18 protein-coding genes are annotated in these 23194 nt (G+C 56.3%); 5 read left to right on the forward strand and 13 right to left on the reverse strand.

Going from position 1 to position 23194, the window contains the following annotated elements:
• The 9 genes from bamA to rpsB all read right to left on the reverse strand — a co-directional run.
• A partial coding sequence (gene bamA, locus ACIQ0R_RS02995) for an outer membrane protein assembly factor BamA (RefSeq protein WP_395823528.1) occupies positions 1 to 1526 on the reverse strand: 1526 nt, incomplete at its 3' end.
• A 60-nt stretch (positions 1527 to 1586) separates the two neighbouring features.
• The gene (gene rseP, locus ACIQ0R_RS03000; protein WP_395823530.1) at positions 1587 to 2954 is read right to left on the reverse strand and encodes an RIP metalloprotease RseP; all 1368 of its coding nucleotides are present in this window, start codon (positions 2952 to 2954) and stop codon (positions 1587 to 1589) included.
• A gap of 17 nt (positions 2955 to 2971) precedes the next feature.
• Positions 2972 to 4138, reverse strand: coding sequence for a 1-deoxy-D-xylulose-5-phosphate reductoisomerase (gene ispC, locus ACIQ0R_RS03005; protein ID WP_395823532.1), 1167 nt, complete (start codon positions 4136 to 4138; stop codon positions 2972 to 2974).
• A gap of 7 nt (positions 4139 to 4145) precedes the next feature.
• A complete protein-coding gene (locus ACIQ0R_RS03010) occupies positions 4146 to 4970 on the reverse strand; it encodes a phosphatidate cytidylyltransferase (RefSeq protein ID WP_395823534.1) in 825 nt (274 codons plus the stop codon).
• A complete protein-coding gene (uppS, locus tag ACIQ0R_RS03015; RefSeq protein ID WP_395823536.1) occupies positions 4970 to 5761 on the reverse strand; it encodes a polyprenyl diphosphate synthase in 792 nt (263 codons plus the stop codon). Before uppS ends, ACIQ0R_RS03010 begins: the two co-directional genes overlap by 1 nt.
• Positions 5762 to 5919: 158 nt before the next feature.
• The gene (frr, locus tag ACIQ0R_RS03020; protein WP_395823538.1) at positions 5920 to 6480 is read right to left on the reverse strand and encodes a ribosome recycling factor; all 561 of its coding nucleotides are present in this window, start codon (positions 6478 to 6480) and stop codon (positions 5920 to 5922) included.
• 173 nt (positions 6481 to 6653) lie between these two features.
• The gene (pyrH, locus tag ACIQ0R_RS03025) at positions 6654 to 7370 is read right to left on the reverse strand and encodes a UMP kinase (protein ID WP_395823540.1); all 717 of its coding nucleotides are present in this window, start codon (positions 7368 to 7370) and stop codon (positions 6654 to 6656) included.
• 272 nt (positions 7371 to 7642) lie between these two features.
• A complete protein-coding gene (gene tsf, locus ACIQ0R_RS03030; protein ID WP_395823542.1) occupies positions 7643 to 8524 on the reverse strand; it encodes a translation elongation factor Ts in 882 nt (293 codons plus the stop codon).
• Positions 8525 to 8719: 195 nt separating this feature from the next.
• Positions 8720 to 9472: a 30S ribosomal protein S2 gene (gene rpsB / locus ACIQ0R_RS03035; protein WP_395823544.1), complete on the reverse strand. Its 753-nt coding sequence runs from the start codon at positions 9470 to 9472 to the stop codon at positions 8720 to 8722.
• 311 nt (positions 9473 to 9783) lie between these two features.
• Here rpsB and map point away from each other — a divergent pair, with 311 nt between their 5' ends.
• From map to ACIQ0R_RS03050, 3 genes are read left to right on the forward strand one after another with little or no spacing between them, the layout of a single operon-like run.
• Positions 9784 to 10608: a type I methionyl aminopeptidase gene (map, locus tag ACIQ0R_RS03040; RefSeq protein ID WP_395823546.1), complete on the forward strand. Its 825-nt coding sequence runs from the start codon at positions 9784 to 9786 to the stop codon at positions 10606 to 10608.
• Between the two features lie 23 nt (positions 10609 to 10631).
• A complete protein-coding gene (locus ACIQ0R_RS03045) occupies positions 10632 to 13184 on the forward strand; it encodes a [protein-PII] uridylyltransferase (protein ID WP_395823548.1) in 2553 nt (850 codons plus the stop codon).
• Between the two features lie 46 nt (positions 13185 to 13230).
• Positions 13231 to 13977 carry a pseudouridine synthase gene (locus ACIQ0R_RS03050; RefSeq protein WP_395823550.1) on the forward strand — a complete coding sequence of 249 codons (747 nt, stop codon included), beginning with the start codon at positions 13231 to 13233 and terminating at the stop codon, positions 13975 to 13977.
• A 108-nt stretch (positions 13978 to 14085) separates the two neighbouring features.
• On the opposite strand, the gene ACIQ0R_RS03055 is transcribed toward ACIQ0R_RS03050, so the two are convergent.
• Both ACIQ0R_RS03055 and ACIQ0R_RS03060 read right to left on the reverse strand, forming a co-directional pair.
• Positions 14086 to 14556: a DUF1854 domain-containing protein gene (locus ACIQ0R_RS03055; protein WP_395823552.1), complete on the reverse strand. Its 471-nt coding sequence runs from the start codon at positions 14554 to 14556 to the stop codon at positions 14086 to 14088.
• Positions 14553 to 16874, reverse strand: coding sequence for an ABC transporter ATP-binding protein (locus tag ACIQ0R_RS03060; protein WP_395823554.1), 2322 nt, complete (start codon positions 16872 to 16874; stop codon positions 14553 to 14555). The genes ACIQ0R_RS03055 and ACIQ0R_RS03060 overlap by 4 nt, the downstream gene beginning before the upstream one ends.
• 324 nt (positions 16875 to 17198) lie before the next feature.
• Here ACIQ0R_RS03060 and cphA (ACIQ0R_RS03065) point away from each other — a divergent pair, with 324 nt between their 5' ends.
• Together cphA (ACIQ0R_RS03065) and cphA (ACIQ0R_RS03070) are read left to right on the forward strand one after the other, a co-directional pair.
• Positions 17199 to 19355, forward strand: a complete 2157-nt coding sequence (gene cphA / locus ACIQ0R_RS03065) for a cyanophycin synthetase (protein ID WP_395823556.1) — start codon at positions 17199 to 17201, stop codon at positions 19353 to 19355.
• A gap of 113 nt (positions 19356 to 19468) precedes the next feature.
• Positions 19469 to 22039 carry a cyanophycin synthetase gene (gene cphA, locus ACIQ0R_RS03070; protein WP_395823558.1) on the forward strand — a complete coding sequence of 857 codons (2571 nt, stop codon included), beginning with the start codon at positions 19469 to 19471 and terminating at the stop codon, positions 22037 to 22039.
• A gap of 31 nt (positions 22040 to 22070) precedes the next feature.
• Here the strand turns inward: cphA (ACIQ0R_RS03070) and ACIQ0R_RS03075 are convergent, their stop codons facing one another.
• Positions 22071 to 22340: a hypothetical protein gene (locus ACIQ0R_RS03075; RefSeq protein ID WP_395823560.1), complete on the reverse strand. Its 270-nt coding sequence runs from the start codon at positions 22338 to 22340 to the stop codon at positions 22071 to 22073.
• Positions 22280 to 23029, reverse strand: a complete 750-nt coding sequence (locus ACIQ0R_RS03080) for an MFS transporter (RefSeq protein WP_395823562.1) — start codon at positions 23027 to 23029, stop codon at positions 22280 to 22282. The genes ACIQ0R_RS03075 and ACIQ0R_RS03080 overlap by 61 nt, the downstream gene beginning before the upstream one ends.
• Positions 23030 to 23194: the final 165 nt, after the last annotated feature.

Here is a 23194-nt window from a genome sequence, read left to right on the forward strand (position 1 = left end):
GATGGACGCACGGTACGCAGGTACAGGTCATAGGTGCGGCTGATGCCGTCGTCGGTAAAGTAAGGATTGGTTTGAGATAAAGCAATCACCCGCGAGTAGCTGCTGGTGTTGATGTCGAGGCCAATGGTATTACCGCTGCCGAAAGCGTTCTGCTGCTGAATCGAACCGGACAGGCTCAACTTGTCAGTCTGCGAGAAACCGGCACCGACCTGTATATTACCAGTCGGCTTTTCGGTGACGGACATATTGATATTAACCTGGTCAGACGTATTTGGCACTTCCGGCGTCTCAATGGCAACATCCTTGAAGTAACCAAGGCGGTCGACGCGGTCGCGCGAGAGCTTGATCTTTGATCCGTCGTACCAGGAATCCTCGAACTGGCGGAATTCGCGTCGCACCACTTCGTCACGGGTCTTGGTGTTGCCTGCCACGTTGATGTGGCGCACATAGACGCGCTTGCCAGGATCAACCAGAACCGTAAACGCGACTTCCTTCTTCTCGCGATTGAGCTCGGGATTGGCATTCACGTTGGCGAACGCGTAGCCAAAGTTGCCCAGCCGCTCAGATATCTTCTTGGTACTGTTGTTGAGCTTTTCACCGTTGAATACATCGCCCTTCTTGAGCTCCATCAACGATGCGAGCTCATCGTTACGGCCAAACATCTCACCTTCCAGTTTGATGTCGGAAACCGTGTACTTCTCGCCTTCATTGATATTGACGGTGATGTAGATATCTTTCTTGTCTGGGGTAATCGATACCTGGGTCGACTCAACCTGCATCTCGATATAGCCGCGGTTCAGATAATACGAGCGCAGCGTCTCGATATCGCCCGATAATTTCTCTTTGGAATACTGATCGGCCTTGGTGTACCAGGTGAACCAACCGGGCAAACGCAGCTTGATCTGGTCGCGCAATGCACCGTCGGAGAAGGCCTTGTTGCCGACGAAGCGGATTTCTTTGATCCGCGCAACTTCGCCCTCGTCAACGGCAAAGGTGACATTAACCCGGTTCCGCTCAATCGGCGTCACGGTGGTGGTTACTTTCATGCCATACAAGCCGCGCGACAAGTATTGTTTCTTCAACTCCTGTTCAGCGCGATCAACCTGGGCCCTGTCAAAGATGCGCGACTCGCCAACGCCGATTTCTTTCAACGCCTTGGTCAACTGATCCTTGTCGAATTCCTTGATACCGGAAAAATCAACGCCTGCGTTGGATGGCCGCTCTTCGACGAGAACCACCAGCACATCACCTTCAGCCTCAACCCGGACATCCTTGTAGAAGCCGGTTGCATACAATGCCTTGATCGCCGCAGTACCCTTTTCGTCTGTGAATGCCTCACCCACGCGCACCGGCAAGTAGCTAAAAACGGTACCGGCCTCAGTACGCTGGACGCCTTCGATGCGAATATCCTTGACCACGAACGGCTGCACAGCCATGACCTGACCTGAGCACAAGGCAAAGGCGGCAGCAGCGATCAAACGACGGGGAAGAATCGACAAAGGGGAATGCTCGGAATGTAATTTCATTAGCGATCGTTTTTTATCAATGTCCTTGTCCGCCACGATTGTTAGACAAGAAAGCGGAACTTAAAATATGAGTCTGACGATGTCGTTAAACACAGCAACCATCATCAATGTCATCAGAATACCGATGCCGGCACGCTGGGCAATTGCGCCAACCCGCTCGGAAATCGGCCGTCCAGTCAAAACTTCCAGCGAATAATACAGCAAATGGCCGCCATCTAGAACCGGGATGGGGAGCAAATTCATGACCCCTAAACTGATGCCGATTAAGGCAATAAAGCTCAAATAACTGATTGCGCCGATGCGTGCAGTCTGGCCCGCATAGTCGGCAATCGTGATCGGACCAGTGATATTTTTCCAGGAAACCTCGCCGACGACCATCTTGCCGAGCATCTTGAGAGTCAAAATACTGCTATCCCAAGTTCTTTTCGCGCCCTTGCCAAGTGCTTGCAACGGCGGGCTGCTGGCAACGATCATTTCTGGGGCCAGCGGCACCTCGACTCTGATCAGACCGATTTGCATACCGTTGGCCTCTTGGGCCTCAGATATCACATTCACAGCAATCGCACTGCCGCCGCGTAACACTGAAAGATTCAGCGACTTCCCCGCAGAAGCGCGCACGCGTTCAACCAGAGCCAGACCGTCGGCCACCGGCTGGCCATCGATCGCCGTCACCAGATCACCTTCACGCAATCCGGCCTTCATCGCCGGGCCATCGGGCATCACCTTGCCCAGCACCGCTTTAGGCCGGGCCAGGCCGATGCCCAGCTTACTGAGATAGTCGCCTTCCAGGTCCTTGGGGCTCAGTCCGTCAACCGGCAAGCTGAGCGTATCGAGCAGATGGCCATCTGCAACTGCTGGATCGGCCCGCTGGATATCCAGCCTGACCGGCGCCTTGTCGACCGCGCCCTGCAGCACCTTCCAACGCAATTCAGACCAGATCTGGACCGGCTCCCCGTTAACCGCCGTAATCAGATCTCCACCGCGCAGCCCCGCCTTGTATGCAGCTGATTGCTCCGATACAACCCGCACCTTGGTGGTCGGCTCAGGTACGCCATGCGTGTAGATACCGGCAAATAGCAAAATGGAAAGCGCAAAATTAGCAAACGGTCCGGCCGCCACGATTGCCATGCGCTTCCAAACCGACTGGCTGGTAAATTCGCGTTTCAATTCTTGCAGCGACAAGCCGCTGACATCTTGCTCCCGGGCGTCCAGCATTTTTACATAGCCGCCCAACGGCAGGATGGAAAGCGCCCATTCAGTCTGATCGGGGCCAAAGCGGCGCGAAAAAACGATTTTCCCCATGCCGACCGAAAAGCGCAGGACCTTGACGCCGCACAGCCGTGCGACCCAATAGTGACCGAGCTCGTGGATGACAACCAGGGAGCCAAGCGCAACGACAAATGCCAGAATAGTTTGCAGGAAGGCCATAAGGTGGGTGATCGCGTTCAGGAAATCAAGGATTGTACTGTCTGCCGGGCAAGCCGATCCTGGTCGAGCAGCCCATCGATATCCGTCACCGCGCAAAGCGGCAATGTATCCATGGTGCGGGCAATCAGTTGGTCGATCATGCGAAACCCGATTTTTTCATCCAGAAAGGCTTGGACTGCGACTTCATTGGCGGCGTTCAATATTGCTGCCGCAGAACCGCCGGCCAGCAATGCATCATACGCGAGTTTCAGACAGGGAAAGCGTAGCAGATCTGGGCGAGTAAATTGTAACTGGCCGATGACGGTCAAATCGAGCGGACTGACACCGGACGCGATCCGCTCCGGATAGGCCAAGGCATTGGCAATCGGCGTACGCATGTCGGGGTTGCCCAACTGCGCCAGCACCGAGCCGTCAATATACGACACCATCGAATGGATCACGCTCTGCGGATGAATCACAACGTCGATCTGGCTAGCCGAAGCACCGAACAGCCAGTGCGCCTCAATGACTTCCAGGCCTTTGTTCATCATGGTCGCCGAATCGACCGAAATCTTGCGGCCCATGACCCAGTTCGGATGAGCAATGGCTTGCGCCGGGGTAACCGCGCCTAAAGTCTCTACCGCACGATGCAGGAACGGCCCGCCGGATGCTGTCAGCAGGATCTTCTCGACGCCGACTGCCGCCGGCTGCCGCTGGTAACCATGCGGCAGGCATTGAAATATAGCGTTATGTTCGCTGTCGATCGGCAGCAGCAACGAGCCACTTTTGTTGATGGCATCGATGAATAGCTGGCCTGACATGACCAGCGCTTCCTTGTTGGCCAGCAGGATTTTTTTGCCAGCGCGCGCCGCCGCCAATGAAGGCGCCAGGCCTGCGGCGCCAACGATGGCAGCCATGACGACGTCGCAAGCATCAGCGCTGGCTGCTTCGCACAGCGCTGCCTCGCCATACGCTACTTCAGTACGCAGGTTTTTTGCACGCAGTAAATTACTCAACTGCTGCGCCGCCGCTGTGCCGACAATCGCCAGCTTCGGCTTGAATTGACTGCACTGCTCGGCCAGCTGTTCAACCCGGCTGTGTGCGCTCAGCGCATAGACCGAATAGCGTTCAGGGTGACGCGCCAGCACGTCGAGTGTCGACATACCGATCGAACCGGTGGAACCGAGAATCGTAATATTTTGCATGCTCGATCTAAAACCAGAAACTTAACAAGGCTGCCAGCGGCAGCACCGGGATCAGCGCATCGACGCGATCCAGTACGCCGCCATGACCGGGCAACAGGTTGCTACTGTCTTTAAAGCCGGCGCGGCGCTTCAACATCGATTCAAAAAGATCGCCAGCCACACTGGCGACCACTAGCAGCGTCATCACCGCCAGCGCTGCAGGCCAGCCCCAGGCCGCCAGCAAACGCGCCGGAAACGTCTCTTCCAGCGCCGAGGTGACGCTAAAACCGGCCAGCATCAACAATACCAGCAACCAGCCACCGATTGCACCCTCCCAGGACTTGCCAGAGGAAATGGAAGGGGCCAGCTTGCGGCGGCCAAAGGCCTTGCCGGCAAAATAGGCGCCAATATCGGCGGCCCAGACAATCACCAGCACCGACAGCAGATACATCGGCGAGCGCTGGAACAATACAATGATCGCCAGGAAGCAACCAAAAATTGCGATGGTATAGCTGCCAGCCACCAACCGGTTAGCGACGCTGGCAAGCGCTGGCAAACCAAGCGCCAGCGACGGCAGGAAGCGCAGACACCAGATCGCTACGCACAATGCGAGCAGCAAGCGGATATTCGGACCACTGCCAAAATAGAGCAGCACCACGAACAACAGCAGCGCCGCCGCGCCCCATACCAGAGCGGAGCGCCCGCTGCCACCGAACAACCTGGCGCACTCCCAGATGGCGGCAGCAAAGAACAGCGCCGACACGACGGCAAAAGCTGGGTAATAATTAAAATAAAGAATCGGCAGCAGAACTGCCAGCAACAACAACGCAGTGATGACACGCGTTCTCAGCATCAGGAAGCCTTTTTCTGTTCAATCAGTTGTTCGCTGGTACGCCCGAAGCGCCGCTCGCGTTGCTGATAGGAAGTGATCGCCTTGTCGAGCTCTGCCGCATCGAAATCGGGCCAATAGGTGTCGGTAAAATAGAGTTCGCTGTAGGCCAGCTGCCACAGCAGAAAATTGGAAATGCGCTGCTCGCCGCCGGTGCGAATGAACAGGTCGGGTTCCGGAGCATAGGCCATGGCCAGATGCTGTGCCAGTTCATCCTCTTTGAATGAGGCGGCATCCTGCCTGGAACCGGCCGCTCGTTCGTCGCCGGCAGCCCGCACAGCAAGCATTTTCTGTACTGCCTGCATGACATCCCAGCGGCCGCCGTAGTTGGCACACACCGTGACAGTCATGGCAGTATTGTTTGCGGTCTTGCGTTGGGCGTCCTCGATCATCTGCTGTAACTTATCGTCAAAGCGAGTCAGGTCGCCAACCACCTTGAGACGAATGCCATTAGCGTGCATTTTGCCTACCTCGCGCTCCAGCGCTGCCATAAACAAGCGCATCAGCAAGGATACTTCCTCGGCCGGACGGTGCCAGTTCTCGGAGCTGAAGGCAAACAACGTCAGGTATTTCACGCCCCGCACGGCACACGCTTCGACGATCTCGCGCACCGCCTCTACACCTTTGCCGTGGCCCGCAACGCGCGGCAAAAAGCGGCCTGTCGCCCAGCGACCATTGCCGTCCATGATGATGGCAACGTGCCGTGGCACGGCGGAGCTGGATGGCACTGCTTGCGTAGAACTTGAATGGGGCATAAATAATGGAATAAGAAAAAATGAGGTAGTGGGACAGATTCTCTGCTGCAGGGCCGATGCGCATCCGCCAGACAGGCCCGGCCGACTTGCCAAAATGCAGATTGAGGCCGATGCTTGGGCGCACGTGCCCTACGTATTAAATACTGTCCGACAATTGGTTAAACCGTCAGGATTTCTTTTTCTTTGTCGACCACTTGCTTATCAATTTCAGCGACAAACTTGTCGGTCAGCTTCTGGATTTCGTCTTGCGCGCGACGTTCGTCGTCTTCAGAGCACTCCTTGTCCTTGACCAGCTTCTTCAGACTTTCGTTGGCATCGCGGCGAATATTGCGAATTGCGATTTTTGCGTCTTCCGCTTCACCCTTTACGAGCTTGACCATTTCCTTGCGACGCTCTTCGGTCAGCGGCGGCGTAGGCACGCGAATCATTTCGCCTTGAGTCGACGGATTCAGACCCAGATCGGATTCACGGATAGCTTTTTCAACCACCGCGATCATTTTCTTTTCCCATGGCTGGACGCCGATGGTACGGGCATCGATCAGGGTCACGTTAGCGACCTGACTCAGATTGGTCTGGCTACCGTAATAATCAACCATGACATGGTCGAGAATCCCGGTGTGGGCACGACCGGTACGTACTTTCGCCAAATCGGCTCGCAGCGTCTCCAGCGACTTATGCATTCTTTGATCGGTATTCTTCTTAACGTCAGCAATACTCATGCTGCTCTCCTCTACAAAAACAAACGATCTGCAGCCATCGTTGCAAGCCGCCGCACGACACGGCGGCTTGCAACGATGGCTTTTCATTAAAAACTATGCAATTAAATGTGCAATTAACCCTGTAATTACCTGTGCAATTATTACAAAACATATTACACAGCGCACACAAAAACTTAAACGTGTACCAAAGTACCTTCATCTTCGCCCATGATGACGCGTCTCAGTGCGCCAGGCTTGACGATGGAAAACACTTTGATTGGCAGCTTCTGGTCGCGACAGAGGGCAAACGCGGTGGCATCCATGACTTGCAGATGCTTGGTGATTGCCTCATCGAAAGTGATGTGGGAATAACGCGTAGCCAGCGGGTCTTTATTCGGATCGGCGCTGTAGACGCCATCGACCTTGGTCGCCTTCAATACAATCTCTGCACCGATTTCCGAACCACGCAAAGCGGCTGCGGTGTCGGTGGTAAAGAAAGGATTGCCGGTGCCTGCTGCAAAAATTACAACTTTATCTTCTTCCAGATATTGCAACGCTTTCGGCCGCACATATGGCTCCACTACCTGTTCGATGCTGATAGCGGACATCACACGGGCGGTCAGCCCGATCTGGCGCATTGCATCGGCCAGCGCCAGTGAATTCATCACCGTTGCCAGCATGCCCATGTAGTCGGCGGTTGCGCGATCCATACCTTGGGCTCCTGGCGCTACGCCACGGAATATGTTACCGCCGCCGATAACAATCGCCAGCTCAACACCGAGTTTGGCAACTTCGGTCACATCGGCAACCATCCGCTCGATCGTGGCGCGATTGATGCCATAGGCATCATCGCCCATCAGAGCCTCACCGGAGAGTTTCAGGAGAACACGCTTATATGCTGGTTTTGTCATGATCTGAGCCCCTTGTGGCTTTCCGATTGATTCACACTTGTACTTATATTGGTCATTTGTATCGCTGGATGACTGCAGCGCCATTGTCAGGCCAAACGGCGGCAAAATCCACCGGAAGGTTCAGGAGCCGCTCGATTCAGGGCTGTCGACCTCTTCCCACAATTGTCACGTCATCGCTGTAGATCATTAGTTGCGCGGCACTGCTTAGTCCAGGGCTCCGAAAAAAAATTCCACAGAGCCAAAAAAACGGGCCTTTCGGCCCGTATTCTTGCTTACGCCTGCTTGGCCGCAGCAACAGTTGCTGCAACTTCTGCAGCGAAGTCATCTTGCTTCTTCTCGATGCCTTCACCGACAACAAACATGGTGAACGATTTAACGCTGGTGTTGGTAGTCTTCAGCATTTGTTCAACGGTTTGCTTGTCGTTCTTGACGAAAGTCTGGTTCAGCAACGACACTTCCTTCAGGAATTTCTGCACCGAACCTTCGATCATCTTGGCAGCGATATCAGCAGGCTTGCCGGATTCGGCCGCCTTCAGGGTTGCTACCGAACGCTCTTTCTCGATCAGGTCGGCCGGCACTTGATCCGACGACAACGACACTGGCTTCATCGCAGCGATGTGCATTGCTACGTCCTTGCCAACTTGTTCGTCAGCGCCGTCGAACTCGACGATGACACCGATGCGGGTGCCGTGCAGGTAAGAAACCAGCTTACCGGCGGTGTCGAAGCGCACGAAGCGGCGGATCGACATGTTTTCACCAATACGACCGATCAAGGCCGCGCGGGTTGCTTCGACGGTGCTGTCGCCCAATGGCAAAGCCGACAAAGCGGCAACGTCGGCCGGATTGTTTTCGGCAACCAGCTTGGCGCAGGCACTTGCCAGGGCCAGGAAGTCGTCGTTCTTGGTGACGAAGTCGGTTTCGCAGTTGACTTCAACCAGGGCGCCAACGCCGCCGGCGATGTAAGCTGCAACAACGCCTTCAGCTGTCACACGGGAAGCTGCCTTGGATGCTTTGCCGCCCAGTTTGACGCGCAGAATTTCTTCTGCCTTGTCCATGTCGCCACCGGCTTCGGTCAATGCCTTCTTGCATTCCATCATCGGCGCGTCGGTCTTTGCGCGCAGTTCGCCAACCAATGCTGCTGTAATTGCGGCCATACTATTCTCCTAGCTCAGTTGATGCCGTTCCGCCGACCTGGTCACCGCTATACAGTGCACCCAGTCATCAGCCTCCCAACATCATCATTCAAAATATATTCGGATAAATTGGGGTAAAAAATATGCAACTGATACAAAAAAAGGGGCAACTACGCCCCCTTTTTATTCTGAAGTATGAAACCTCAGATTGAGGGCTTAAGCCTGCTCGTTAACTTCAACGAACTCGTCGCCGGCTGCGCCTTTGATCGACTCAACTACTTCGTTTACTGCATTGGCACGGCCTTCCAGAATTGCATCGGCAACGCCACGGGCGTACAGAGCGATAGCCTTGGAGGAGTCATCGTTACCAGGGATAACGCAAGTCACGCCTTCTGGCGAGTGGTTGGTATCAACCACGCCGATAACCGGGATGCCCAGCTTTGCAGCTTCAGTGATCGCGCCTTTGTGGTAACCGACGTCGATCACAAAAATTGCATCAGGAATGCCGCCCATGTCCTTGATGCCGCCGATAGCCTTTTGCAGCTTGATCAGTTCGCGCTGGAACATCAAGGCTTCTTTTTTGCTCAGCTTTTCGACCGAACCGTCTTCGATCGAGGCTTCCATTTCTTTCAGGCGCTTGATCGATGTCTTGATGGTCTTGAAATTGGTCAGCATGCCGCCCAACCAACGCTGATCAACGAAAGGTGAGCCCGAACGTGCGGCTTCTGCAGCAACGATTTCACGCGCCTGGCGCTTGGTGCCAACGAACAGGATGTTGCCGCGATTGGACGACAGTTGACGGATGTACTTCATCGCCTCCTGGTACATACCCAGGGTCTTTTCCAGATTGACGATATGAATCTTGTTGCGGTGACCGAAGATGAACGGCGCCATCTTTGGGTTCCAGAAACGGGTTTGGTGACCGAAGTGGACACCGGCTTCCAGCATTTCACGCATTGTTACGGACATAATTTTCTCCAGGGTTAGGTCTGGAATCTGCTCAGTCACCGAAATCGTCACAAGACAAAAACAGCACCCTTTTCGAGCGGATTCGCGCTTAAAAACTCAAAATAACTACACAACCTTCTACATAAGCCGAATGACAATTCGATCTAGCCCAAGATTATAACCCAGAACCAGTATTTCCTTCAAGCGTCGCAGGACATATGTTTCTGCGAATCTTGTCACGCTCGTTTATAATCGTTATCCGAATGAATCGAGGCTGCCGATCCAATGATTTCGCACCTTTTTCTTGCAAATTTCCGAGTTTCTCCCCACTTATGACTTCTATATCCATCAAAACCGCTGAGGATATCGCCGGCATGCGCATCGCTGGCCGACTTGCCTCGGAAGTACTCGACTACATCACCCCCTTCGTCAAAGTCGGCGTAACTACCGCCGAACTTGACCGGCTGTGCCACGAATACATGGTCAATGTACAAGGTTCGATCCCTGCCCCGCTGAACTATTGCCCGCCAGGCTACACACCTTATCCGAAAGCGATCTGCACCTCAGTAAACGATGTCATCTGCCATGGCATTCCTGGCGACAAGGTCTTGAAGAATGGCGATGTGGTCAATCTGGATATCACCGTCATCAAGGATGGCTACCACGGCGACACCAGCCGCATGTTTTATGTCGGCGAACCGTCGATCATGGCCAAGCGCCTGGGTGACATCACCTATGAGTGCATGTGGCTGGGCATTGCCAAGATCAAGCCTGGTGCGCATCTCGGCGATATCGGCCATGTAATCCAGCAGCACGCCGAGAAAGCCGGCTACAGCGTGGTGCGCGAATTTTGCGGCCACGGCATCGGCAAAGTGTTCCATGAAGAACCGCAGGTACTGCACTATGGCCGGCCCGGCACCTTGGAGCGCCTGGAGGCGGGCATGATTTTCACGGTCGAACCGATGATTAACGCCGGCCGTCGCGATATCCGCGAAATGGGTGATGGCTGGACCATCAAGACCAAGGATCGCAGCCTGTCGGCGCAATGGGAGCACACCGTACTGGTTACCGAAACCGGCTACGAAGTGCTGACTGTATCAAAGGATGCGCCGCCGCCGGCGTTCATTCAAGCAGCGACCACCGCCTCTGCAACCTAGCTCTTGCCATCAATCTAAACTAAATGACAACTCTTGCCGCAACCCTCAAGAAACAGCTTAGAACCGAGCGGCAAACCATCATCTCTGTTTTTCTCGCCGAGGGTAAACCTGCCGAGTTGCTGACGGCGCTGCGACGCAGCGTCGACATCGCGTTGACGCAAGCGTGGAAAATGCTGGAGTTGCCGGCCAGCGCGGCGCTGGTGGCAGTCGGCGGTTATGGCCGCGGCGAATTGTTCCCGCATTCGGATGTCGATGTCTTGATCTTGCTGGACGCACTACTCGATGCCGAACTGAAAGGCAGACTGGAAAATCTGGTGCAGTTGTTTTGGGACATCGGCCTGGAGATCGGCCACAGTATTCGCACCATCAACGAATGCCTGACCGAATCGGCAGCCGACATCACTGTGCAAACCAGCCTGCTAGAGGCGCGCCTGGTAACCGGCAATCAGACGCTATTCCAGCAATTGCAGGAACGCTGCAATGCGGCGATGGATGCGTGCGCCTTTTTTCAGGAAAAAATCCTGGAAATGCGGCAACGTCACATTAAATACGAAGACACGCCATACAGCCTGGAACCGAACTGCAAGGAGAGCCCCGGCGGCTTGCGCGACCTGCAAGTAATTCTTTGGGTGGCGAAGGCTGCCGGGCTTGGCGACTCTTGGACGAAACTGGCCAAGCAAGGGCTAATCACGACTGCCGAAGCTCGTCAGCTGACACGCCAGGAACGTGCTTTCAAGGATATCAGGATTCGCCTGCACATCTACGCCAACCGGCGCGAAGACCGACTGGTGTTCGACGTCCAGACGCCGATCGCCCAAGCGCTCGGTTTCCAGACCACCGAAACCCGGCGCGCCAGCGAGTACCTGATGCAGCGCTATTACTGGGCAGCCAAGGCGGTCACCCAGCTCAACGCCATCTTGCTGCAAAATATTGAAGTGCAATTGTTTCCGCAACCGATGGTGCCGCAACGCGTAAACGATCGCTTCAACCACGTCAACCGCTTGATCGACATCGCCTATGATGACCTGTTCAAGACCACGCCATCGGCGATGCTGGAGCTCTTCCTGCTGCTAGCACAGCACAGCGAGTTAAAAGACATGACGGCGCGCACCCGGCGCGCGTTGTGGCATGCGCGCGCCAAAATCGACAACAGTTTCCGCCGCGATCCACTCAACCGCTCAGTGTTCCTGCAGATCATCCAGGCACCGCAAGGTATCACCCATGCGTTGCGCGGCATGAACCAGACCAGTATCCTGGGCCGCTACCTGCCGAACTTCCGGCGCATCGTCGGCCAGATGCAGCATGACCTGTTTCATGTGTACACGGTCGACCAGCATATCCTGATGGTGGTGCGTAACGTGCGACGTTTTACGATGAGTGAGCATGCGCATGAATATCCGTTCTGCAGCCAGTTGATCGCCAACTTCCCGCGCCCTTGGCTGCTCTATATTGCGGCGCTGTTCCACGACATCGCTAAGGGTCGCGGCGGCGATCACTCCAAGCTCGGCATGGCTGACGCGCTGCACTTTTGTCAGCAGCATGGCTTGCCGGCAGCAGACAGCGAACTCGTGGTATTCCTGGTTGAGCATCACTTGACCATGTCGCAGGTCGCGCAAAAACAAGACCTGTCGGATCCTGATGTGATCCTGCATTTTGCCAATGTGGTGAAGGACGAGCGCCACCTGACCGCGCTCTATCTGCTGACAGTGGCGGATATCCGCGGCACCAGCCCTAAAGTCTGGAATGCCTGGAAAGGCAAGCTGCTGGAAGACCTGTACCGAGTGACGCGGCGGGTGCTTGGCGGCGAAACCCCATCGGCCGACCGCGAGCTGAAAAACCGCCAGGAAGAAGCTGTGAAAACGCTGCGCCTATACGGCCTGGCGGAAAATGCCCATGAACATTTGTGGCAACAGCTCGATGTCGCCTACTTTCTGCGCCACGACTCTTCAGATATCGCCTGGCAAACGCGCTCTTTCTATAACCAGACCGACAGCCCTACTCCAATCGTCAAATGTCGCCTGGCACCAATCGGCGAGGGCTTGCAAGTCGCCGTCTACACCAAGGATCAGAGCGACCTGTTCATCCGCATCTGCAGCTATTTCGACAGCAAGAACTTCAGCATCCTGGACGCCAAGATTCACACCACGCGGCATGGCTATGTGCTCGACTCTTTCCTGATTAGCGCTCCGCTGTTCGCCAAGCATTATCGCGACATCATCAATCTGATCGAGCATGATCTAACCGAGCTGCTGCAAAACCAGCACCCGTTGCCGCCGCCGTCAAAGGGCCGCCTGTCGAGGCTCTCGCGCACCTTCCCGGTGACGCCGACGGTCGACTTGCGCCCCGACGAACGCGGTCAGTATTATCTGCTGTCGATCACCGCCAATGACCGTACCGGGTTACTGTATTCGGTTGCCAGCGTGCTGGCCAAACACAAGATCAATCTGCACACCGCCAAGATCATGACACTCGGCGAACGGGTCGAAGACGTGTTTCTGGTTGACGGCAGCGCTCTCAACCATGCACGCCTGCAGATTCAACTTGAAACCGATTTGCTAGATGCATTGCATATCTAGTCTGCCTTGCAGTTTTTTTTATATTTTTTTCTCTTTTCTGTACTCAATGACCAAACCACTACGCCTCTCCAAACGCATGTCAGAACTCGGGCTATGCTCGCGCCGCGAAGCCGATGAATGGATCGCGCGCGGCTGGGTCCGGGTCGACGGCGTCGTCGTCTCGGAACTCGGCAGCAAGGTATTGCCAAGCCAGCGCATCAGCGTCGAACGCCAGGCCGCTGCGGAACAATCCAAACGTGTCACCATCCTGATCAACAAACCAGTCGGCTACGTCAGTGGCCAGGCCGAAGACGGCTACCAGCCGGCGGTGGCGCTGATCAAGGAAGCCAACCGTTGGGCCGAAGATCCCCCACCAACACTGTTCCACCCGACCCAGCTACGCAGCCTGGTGCCAGCCGGCCGTCTGGATATCGATTCGGTCGGTTTGCTGGTACTGACCCAGGATGGCCGTATCGCCAAGCATTTGATCGGCGAAAAAACCAGCGTCGACAAGGAATATCTGGTCCGGGTGCGCTACACCAAAGGCGACAAACTGCCTGATGCCGATCTGCGCCGCCTCAATCATGGCCTGACGCTGGACGGCAAAAAACTCAAGCCGGCCATCGTCAAATGGCAGAACGAGGATCAATTGAGCTTTACGCTACGCGAGGGGAAAAAGCGCCAGATCCGCCGCATGTGCGATATGGTCGGCCTCAAGGTGCTGGGCCTGAAGCGGGTGCGGATTGGCGGAGTGAAATTGGGCAATCTGCCCGAGGGACAATGGCGCTATCTGGGGACTGATGAGCAGTTCTAGGATGGCTGGAGACCGTGTGGGTAGAGCAGCCTGCCCATACCACCGCGTGCAAACAACCCAAAGCGGGCGCGTGAGTCCGCCCCCGATGGTAATTAAAGGTCAGGGAAACTAAAGGAAACGATCCAGTATCTTGCGGCTGCCCTTGTCCAGCGCTTGCGTATCGCGGATCAGGAACTGCACGCCATGGTTATCGGCGATCAGCAGGCTGCTTGACGCGATGCGGCGAATATCTTCTTCGCCTTTCAGCGTAAACGATGCTTCACCGCGATTGGTTTCGACAAACCAGGTGCATGGCGCGTTGTAGTGGGAGACACGCTGGATACGCTGAATTTCTGGCATGAATTCGCGGCTGGCCAATTCTTGCTCAACCATGATCCGCGTGGCGTCAGCCAGATCGGTCAGGCACGTAATCCAGGCCAGTTCCCGGCCATCGGCATTTACCAGCGCGATACCAACATCTGGTGCACCAATCGGAAAAGCCCGCACCGGCACGACCCCCTCAAAGCGGTCACCGTTCGCAGCAGTAAACACCAGCTTGCCAAATGCATTACGGCTCAGTGTGAAATCATGTGTTGTCATGCCACGCGCTCATCGTTTTCTTCGCTGTCTTCATCGACCAGTTGCGGCGACCCTTCGGCGCCGTCAGCATTGCGCAGCTGCGCCTGATAGAGGCGATAGTATGCCCCTTCGCGCAGCATCAGTTCGTCGTGATTGCCCACCTCTACAATCTGGCCGCGGTCCAGCACTACCAGCCGGTCGGCCTTGCGCAAGGTCGACAGACGATGCGCGATCGCAATCGTGGTGCGGCCCTGCACGAGGTTATCGAGTGCTTTCTGAATTTCTTTTTCGGTCGTGGTATCGACCGACGATGTCGCTTCATCCATGATCAGGATGCGCGGATCGATGAGCAACGCGCGCGCAATCGAAATCCGCTGGCGCTCACCGCCGGACAGCGCCTGACCGCGCTCGCCGACCAGCGAATCGTAGCCCTGTGGCAGGCGCAGAATGAATTCGTGGGCATGGGCGGCACGTGCCGCCGCAACGATTTCCTCGCGCGTGGCGTCGGGTTTGCCGTAGCAAATATTCTCGGCAATCGTCCCGAAGAACAGGAACGGCTCTTGCAGCACCAAGCCAATATTGCGGCGGTATTCGGAGATCGGCATCGAGCGGATATCGACGCCATCCAGCCGTATTGCCCCTTCCGAGACGTCATAAAAGCGGCAAATCAAGTTCACCAGGGTACTTTTGCCGGAACCGCTGTGGCCGACCAGCCCGATCATTTCACCCGGTTTGATTGATAAGCTGACACCGCGCATCACAGCACGGTTGCCGTAACGAAAACCGATGTCGCGCAACTCGATGGCACCGGTAACATGTCCCAGATGAACCGGATTGACCGGTTCCGGCACGCTCGATACGTGATCCAGAATTTCAAAGATGCGCTTGGCGCCGACCGCCGCCTTTTGCGTTACCGAGACAATCCGGCTCATCGAATCGAGACGTGTGTAAAAGCGGCTGATGTAGGCTAGAAACGAGGCCAGCACGCCGACTGTGATCTCGTTCTTGGAAACCTGCCAGATGCCGAATACCCACACCACCAGCAGACCGACTTCGGTCAGCAGCGTCACTGTCGGCGAAAATAGAGACCAGATCTTGTTGACGCGGTCGTTGACCAGCAGATTGTGCTGGTTGGCATCGCGAAAACGGCCGGCTTCGCGCTTTTCCTGAGCAAATGCCTTCACCACGCGAATGCCGGGAATGGTATCGGCCAGCACATTGGTCACTTCGGCCCAGATACGATCAATTTTTTCAAAACCGTGCTTTAAACGATCCCGCACTACATGAATCATCCAGGCGATGAACGGTAATGGAAGCAATGTCACAAGTGCAAGCCAAGGATTGATCGAAAACAGAATCACCGCGGTCATGATGATCATTAGCACATCGATGGCGAAATCCAGCAGGTGCAGCGACAGGAACACGCAAATACGGTCACTCTCGGAGCCGATGCGCGCCATCAGGTCACCGGTGCGCTTGCCGCCGAAATATTCCTGCGACAGACGCAGCAGATGCTCGTAGGTGGTGGTGCGAAGGTTGGCGCCGATGCGCTCGCTGACCAACGCCAGAATATACGTGCGGGCCCAGCCGAGGCTCCATGCCACCAGCGCCGAGACCAACAGGCCGGACAAATAAAGCTTGACCAGATGGACATCAATCGGCTTGCCGTTTTGATAAGGTATCAGCACGTTATCCATCAGCGGCCCCATCAAATAAGGGGGCGCCAGCGTGGCAGCGGTGGAAATCAGCATCAGCACGAAGCCGAGCAAGAGCATGCCCTTGTACGGTTTGGCAAAACGTGCAAGACGGAATAGCGCCCAGGTTGATGACGGCGCAGCGGCTTTTTCCGGACAGATCAGACATTCATCGCCGCCAGCCGGCAACGGTGCCTGACATTCCGGGCAGACTGCTTGCGCCTGCCGCTGCGCGGAGCGCCCTGCAAGTTGATCTTGGCGCTGCTGGTCGAAGATTTTGATGAGCCGCAAAGCGTCAATATTGAGGCCCAGCGTATAGCGCCAGCAAGCCAGTTGTCGTTGCTCGTCCTGCAATTCCAGAGTGCCGACACCGGCATGATCGTGATGCCGAAGCTCAAGACCAACGCTGTAAGGCCAGGCACGCCAGGCGTTTTCTGTGGCCATCTTGGCCAGCACACGCTGGTTGGTCAGAATCACCAAGCCACGCGCAAAATGAAGCGAGGCGTCGAGATCGACCTCAAGCGCAGCAAGAATTTCTTCCGCCGGCGCGAGTTGAGTTATCACTTCGGCACGCAAGGAAGTAAGCAGTCTATTGGACAATGAATCGCCCGAGTGAGAAATAGGAAATAAAGGATTACTTTTCATCTGAACGGCATGGTGTGTCCGCAAACACGAAGGCCAGCGGACATAATGGAATTTTGTGTGAAATCACCACAATGGCGCACATCGTCTGCCGAAAGTATTATATCCTACCAGCTTTTTATTAAACGTTACTATTAGTTACTGATCGTCACCAATTAACTCTATCTTTTTTTCGAATTTTGGTTTTTGCCTGTAAACCGATTTCCAAGTGGTGCGTTACAAGCTCTTGCAGCATGTTGAAAAGAATATAAACAGATCGAAATAACATTTTTTTCAACATTCGCCAAGGCCGTTTTGGCCGCTGCCTCCTAGCCTCATTGCTGACTCATGAAAAATATAGAAATTCTCCGTATCATGTCGCTGCGCGGACCAAATATCTGGACCTATCGATCAGCCCTTGAGGCCTGGATAGACATCGGCGAGTTGGAAGATTTTCCCTCCAATATCCTGCCCGGCTTCAACCAGCGCCTGACCACCTGGCTACCATCTCTTATTGAACACCGTTGCAGCTACGGCGAACGCGGCGGTTTTGTGCAGCGCCTGGAGGACGGCACCTGGCCTGGCCACATTCTCGAACACGTTACCCTTGAATTACAAAACCTGGCGGGCATGCCCGGCGGTTTCGGCAAGGCACGCAGTATGTCGGTGCGCGGCGTCTACAAGGTCGCGGTTCGCGCGCGCCACGAACAAGTCACCCGTGCAGCCTTGTACGCCGCGCGTGACCTGGTGATGGCGGCGATCGAAGACAAACCTTTCAGCGTTCCTGCGGCCATCGGCAAGCTGCGCGAAATGGTCGATTCGCATTGCCTGGGGCCGAGTACCGCTTGCATCGTCGAAGCCGCAGACGAACGCCGCATACCCTCGTTTCGCCTGACCGACGGCAATCTGGTGCAGTTGGGCCACGGCGTTCGCCAGCGCCGCATCTGGACCGCAGAAACCGATCAGACCAGCGCTATCGCCGAGAGCATCTCCAGCGATAAAGACCTGACCAAGAGCCTGTTGCAGGCTTGCGGCATTCCAGTGCCGGAAGGACAACTGGTGGAAAGTGCTGCCGAAGCCTGGGAAGCAGCCGAAGATATCGGCCTGCCGGTCGTGACCAAGCCATCCGACGCCAACCACGGTCGTGGCGTCTGTATCAATCTGACGACCCGTGCCGAGATCGAAGCCGCCTATGAGATCGCGGTGCAGGAGGGTAGCAGCGTCATCGTCGAACGCTTCATCCGCGGCAACGAGCATAGGCTGCTGATCGTCGGCGGCCGTCTGGCCGCTGCGGCGCGGGGCGAGCCGGTATCGATTACCGGCGATGGAAAATCAACAATTTTGCAACTGATCGACAGCCAGCTCAATGCCGATCCGCGTCGTGGCGAACTGGAGGAATGTCCGCTGAGCCTGGTATTACTGGATCAGGAACCGGCCGCGCGGCTGGAACTGGAGCGCCAAGGCTACGACGGCGAGTCGGTGCCACCGGCCGGCAAGGTGGTGCTGATCCAACGGAACGGCAATGTGGCTATCGATGTTACCGACCTGGTTCATCCAAGCGTAGCGGCCGCTGCGTCCCTCGCTGCACGCGTGGTCGGGCTGGATATCGCCGGGGTCGACCTTGTTACGGAAGATATTTCGCGGCCGCTGGAAGAACAGCGTGGCGCCATCGTCGAAGTCAATGCCGGCCCCGGCCTGCTGATGCATCTGAAGCCGGCGGAGGGCAGCCCACGCCCAGTCGGCAAGGAGATTGTCGAACACTTGTTTGCAGCGGCTGACAATGGCCGCATTCCGATCGTTGGCGTCACCGGCACGCGTGGCAAGACTACCGTGTCGCGCCTGATTGCCTGGCTGTTGCACCTGAGCGGCAACCATGTCGGCCTGGCTTGTGGCGACGGCTTGTATTTTGCACAACGGCGCGTCGAAAAAGGCAATTGCGCCAACTGGGAATCGGCACAGCGTGTGCTGATCAACCGTGCGGTCGAGGCCGCTGTATTCGAAAACAGTCATGACACCATCTTGTCGGAAGGGTTGGTCTACGACCGTTGTCAGGTCGGCGTGGTGACCAATATCGCCGCAAACGACAGCCTGCCGCAGTACTACATCGCCGACGCCGAGGAGATGGTGAAAGTGACGCGCGCTCAGGTTGACGTGGTGTTGCCGACCGGCGTTGCCGTGCTGAACGCTGCCGATCCGCTGGTGGCGCCGCTAGCCTCATTGTGCGACGGCGAAGTGATTTTCTTTGGCACCGACGCCGCGCCAGCGGTAATTGCTGAACATCTGGCGCAGGACAAGCGCGCCGTTTTCGTCCGTAACGATCAGATCATGCTGGCAATCGGCAACAACGAAACGCTGCTGGCCGACATCACGACAGTACCTTTGATTGCGCGCAGCAAAGAGCAATTCCAGCTTGAAAATGTGCTGGCAGCGGTAGCTGCAGCATGGGCGCTGGACATCTCTCACGATTTGATCCGCGCTGGGATCGAGACTTTTGAACTGACTTGACAGCGTAGAGCAGGCCAGCATGTTTGCCCACTCGTTGCCAAGATAAGCAATATAAAAATTTAACATTGCGCGTGGGCACAGATGCCCACCCTACGTAATAGGAAAACTTGTTGATGGACGTTTCACGTATCCGAGTACTTCGCGGCCCCAATCTTTGGAGTCGCCATACCGCTATCGAAGCAATTGTGTCCTGCAACGAAGCCGAACGAGCGATAGCCGGCATCGCCGGTTTCGAGGCGAGGTTGCGTGAGCGCTTTCCGCAGATCGGTTTTCTGCAGCCAAGCGGCAAAAATGAAATGGTGTCGATGGCGCATACGCTCGAAGCCGCGGCACTCGGATTGCAATCAGAAGCCGGTTGCCCGGTAACCTTTAGCCGCACCGTGCCAACAACGGAAGCAGGCGTCTATCAGGTGATCGTCGAATATACCGAAGAGGATGTCGGCAAGCTGGCATTTCAGCTGGCGCAGGAACTATGCCTGGCGGCACAGCAAGATAAGCCGTTCGATCTGGCCGGCGCGCTAAGCACGCTGAGGGAACTGGATGAAGACATCCGTCTCGGGCCTAGCACAGGCTCTATCGTGCAGGCAGCTATTACGCGCGGCATTCCGTTCCGCCGACTGACCGGCGGCAGCATGGTGCAGTTCGGCTGGGGCAGCCGGCAGCGCCGCATCCAGGCGGCCGAAACCAACCATACCAGCGCCATCGCTGAATCGATCGCGCAAGACAAAGACCTGACCAAGAAACTGTTGAATGCCGCTGGCGTTCCGGTACCGATGGGCCGGGTTGTGACGAGTGCGGAAGATGCCTGGACGGCGGCTCAGGAAATCGCCAGTCCGGTGGTACTAAAACCGCGCGACGGCAATCAAGGCAAAGGCGTAGCCGTTAACATCACAGCCCGCGACCAGGTCATGGCGGCTTTCGATGTGGCCTCGAAAATCTGCTCTGAAGTGATCGTCGAGCGTTACTTGCCTGGCCACGATTTCCGCTTGCTGGTAGTCGGCAACCAACTGGTAGCAGCTGCGCGTCGTGATCCTCCACAAGTCATCGGCGATGGTGTGCACACCATCCGTGAACTGGTCGATCAGGTCAACAGCGACCCCTTGCGCGGCGAAGGGCATGCGACTTCGCTGACCAAAATCCGCTTTGATGCAATTGCTCTGGCGACCCTGGTCGGACAGAATTACACTGCTGACTCAATTCCGCAACAAGGCGTGCGGGTGGCCTTGCGCAACAACGCCAACCTCAGCACCGGCGGCACCGCTACCGATGTCACCGAGGACGTCCATCCGGAGCTGGCAGCGCGCGCGATCGCGGCAGCACAGATGGTTGGGCTGGATATCTGCGGCGTCGACATAGTCTGCAACAATGTCCACCAATCGCTGGAAGAACAGGAAGGGGGCGTGGTCGAAGTCAACGCCGCGCCTGGTTTGCGGATGCACATCAGCCCGTCTTATGGCAAGGGACGCGCGGTCGGTGCGGCGATCATGTCGACCATGTTCGACGACGGCGACAACGGCCGCATTCCACTGGTTGCGGTTGCCGGCACCAACGGCAAGACCACCACTGTGCGCCTGATTGCCCATCTGCTGGCACGTAAGGGCTTGCGCGTCGGGATGACCAATTCCGATGGCGTCTACATCGAGAAACAGCGCATCGACACCGGCGACTGCAGCGGCCCCCGCAGCGCCCGCAATGTACTGATGCATCCGGATGTCGACGCCGCTGTGTTTGAAACAGCGCGCGGCGGCATATTGCGCGAAGGCCTCGGCTTTGATCGCTGCGATGTCGCGGTGGTCACCAATATCGGCATGGGTGATCACCTGGGCCCGAGCTATATCAGTACGGTCGAAGATTTGAGCGTGGTCAAGCGGGTAATCGTAGAAAACGTTTCTACTACCGGCTATGCAGTATTGAATGCCGCCGATCCGATGGTTGCCAGCATGGCCAAATCCTGCCCTGGCTCGATCATATTTTTTGCCCATGACTTCCATCATCCGTTGATGACAGCGCACCGTGCGCAAGGGCATCGGGTGGTGTATCAGGATGGCAATTTCATCGTCGTCGCCAAGGGCAAACAGGAGCACAGGCTGGCACTGCAAGAAATTCCCCTGACCCGTAACGGTACGATTCGGTTCCAGATTGAAAATACCATGGCATCGATCGCCGCCGCCTGGGCCTTGGAGTTGGATTGGGATGTGATTCGCGCAGGCCTGTCGAGCTTCGTCAATGATGCCGATACCGCCCCCGGTCGCTTCAACGTGTTCGACTATCGCGGCGCCACCCTGATTGCCGACTATGGCCACAATCCGGATGCAATCCAGGCTCTGGTGCGCGCAATCGATACCATGCCAGCCAAGCGCCGTTCGGTAGTGATCAGCGGCGCCGGCGACCGCCGTGATATCGACATCCGTCATCAGACCGAAATTCTTGGCGATGCATTCGACGAGGTGATCCTGTATCAGGATCAGTGCCAGCGCGGCCGCGCCGATGGCGAGGTGCTTGCACTATTGCGTGAAGGCTTGCAGAACGCCCGTCGCACCACCGCAACCGAAGAAATCAATGGCGAATTTGTCGCTATCGACACCGCGTTGTCACACCTGTCGCCGGGTGATCTTTGCCTGATTCTGGTCGATCAGGTAGAGGAAGCGCTGGCGCACATTGCCAAGCGTATTGCAGAAGTATGATCTTTCGTAGGGTGGTTACAGCGTAATCGCCCTACGCCGGTTTATGTCCGGTCAACGCTGCGCCTGCATTCAAAGGCAGGCGCCGGGTAACCGGAATCGAGGCCATCGAGAACACACCGATCACCACAAAAGCTGGCCAGAAATGTCCGGCCACAAGGGTCTCATGACCTTGCCAGCGGCTCGACAGATGCACTGCGAGGCCACCGATGGTGACACCCAAACCTAGTGAAATTTGCTGCACTACGCTGGCCAGACTGGTGGCGCGGCTGACATCGGCGCTGTCGAGATCGGCATACGCCATCGTGTTGAGGCAGGTGAATTGCATCGATGGAAAAAACCGCCCAACAGCACTACCGCCAGCATGACCAGATACGGCGTGGTCGGCGTGAACAAGCCGTAGGAGGCAAGCGCCAGGCCAGCCAGCAGCGCATTCCAGATCAGTACCGAACGAAAGCCGTAGCGCCGCAACACTGAACTGCCGATGGCTTTCATGAAGATCGCACCGAATGCAGAAGCACAGGTGATGGTGCCGGCATGAAACGCGCTCATGCCGAAGCCCACCTGTAGCGCCAGCGGCAACAGGAAAGGCACTGCGCCCAAGCCGATACGGAACAGCGATCCGCCCACTACGCTGGCGCGGAAAGTGGCGATGCGCAACAGGCGCAGATCAAGCAATGGAAACGCTTCGCGTCGGGCATGGCGCAGATACATATACAGAGTCAGGCCGCCCAGCACGCACATGACAAACGCCCACCCGGTGGCGAGCAGTTCGCCATCGATCAATGACAAACCGAGCATCACCAGCGTACTGCCAACCACTGACAAGACGAAACCCGTCATATCCAACGGCTGCAATTCGTCAGAACGAGTGTTTTCGATATAGCGGCTGGCCAGATACATACCGAGCAGGCCGATCGGCAAGTTGATCAGGAAAATCCAGCGCCAGTGAAAGTAAGTGGTAATGAAGCCGCCCAGAGGCGGCCCGATCACCGGCCCGAGCTGGGACGGGATAGTCAGATAACTAATGGTGTTGGCGCTGATTGAATCTTGACCCAGCCTGCTGATCGAAATGTGACCCAGGGCTGGTCGCTGCGTTTTGAGTTAGCAGCTGTGGATAAGTCTATCAAACAGTTGGTGTTGAAGCACTCCTTTTTT

The sequence above is a fragment of the Collimonas sp. genome, from assembly GCF_044339385.1.
In the GTDB taxonomy this organism is placed as follows: domain Bacteria; phylum Pseudomonadota; class Gammaproteobacteria; order Burkholderiales; family Burkholderiaceae_D; genus Collimonas.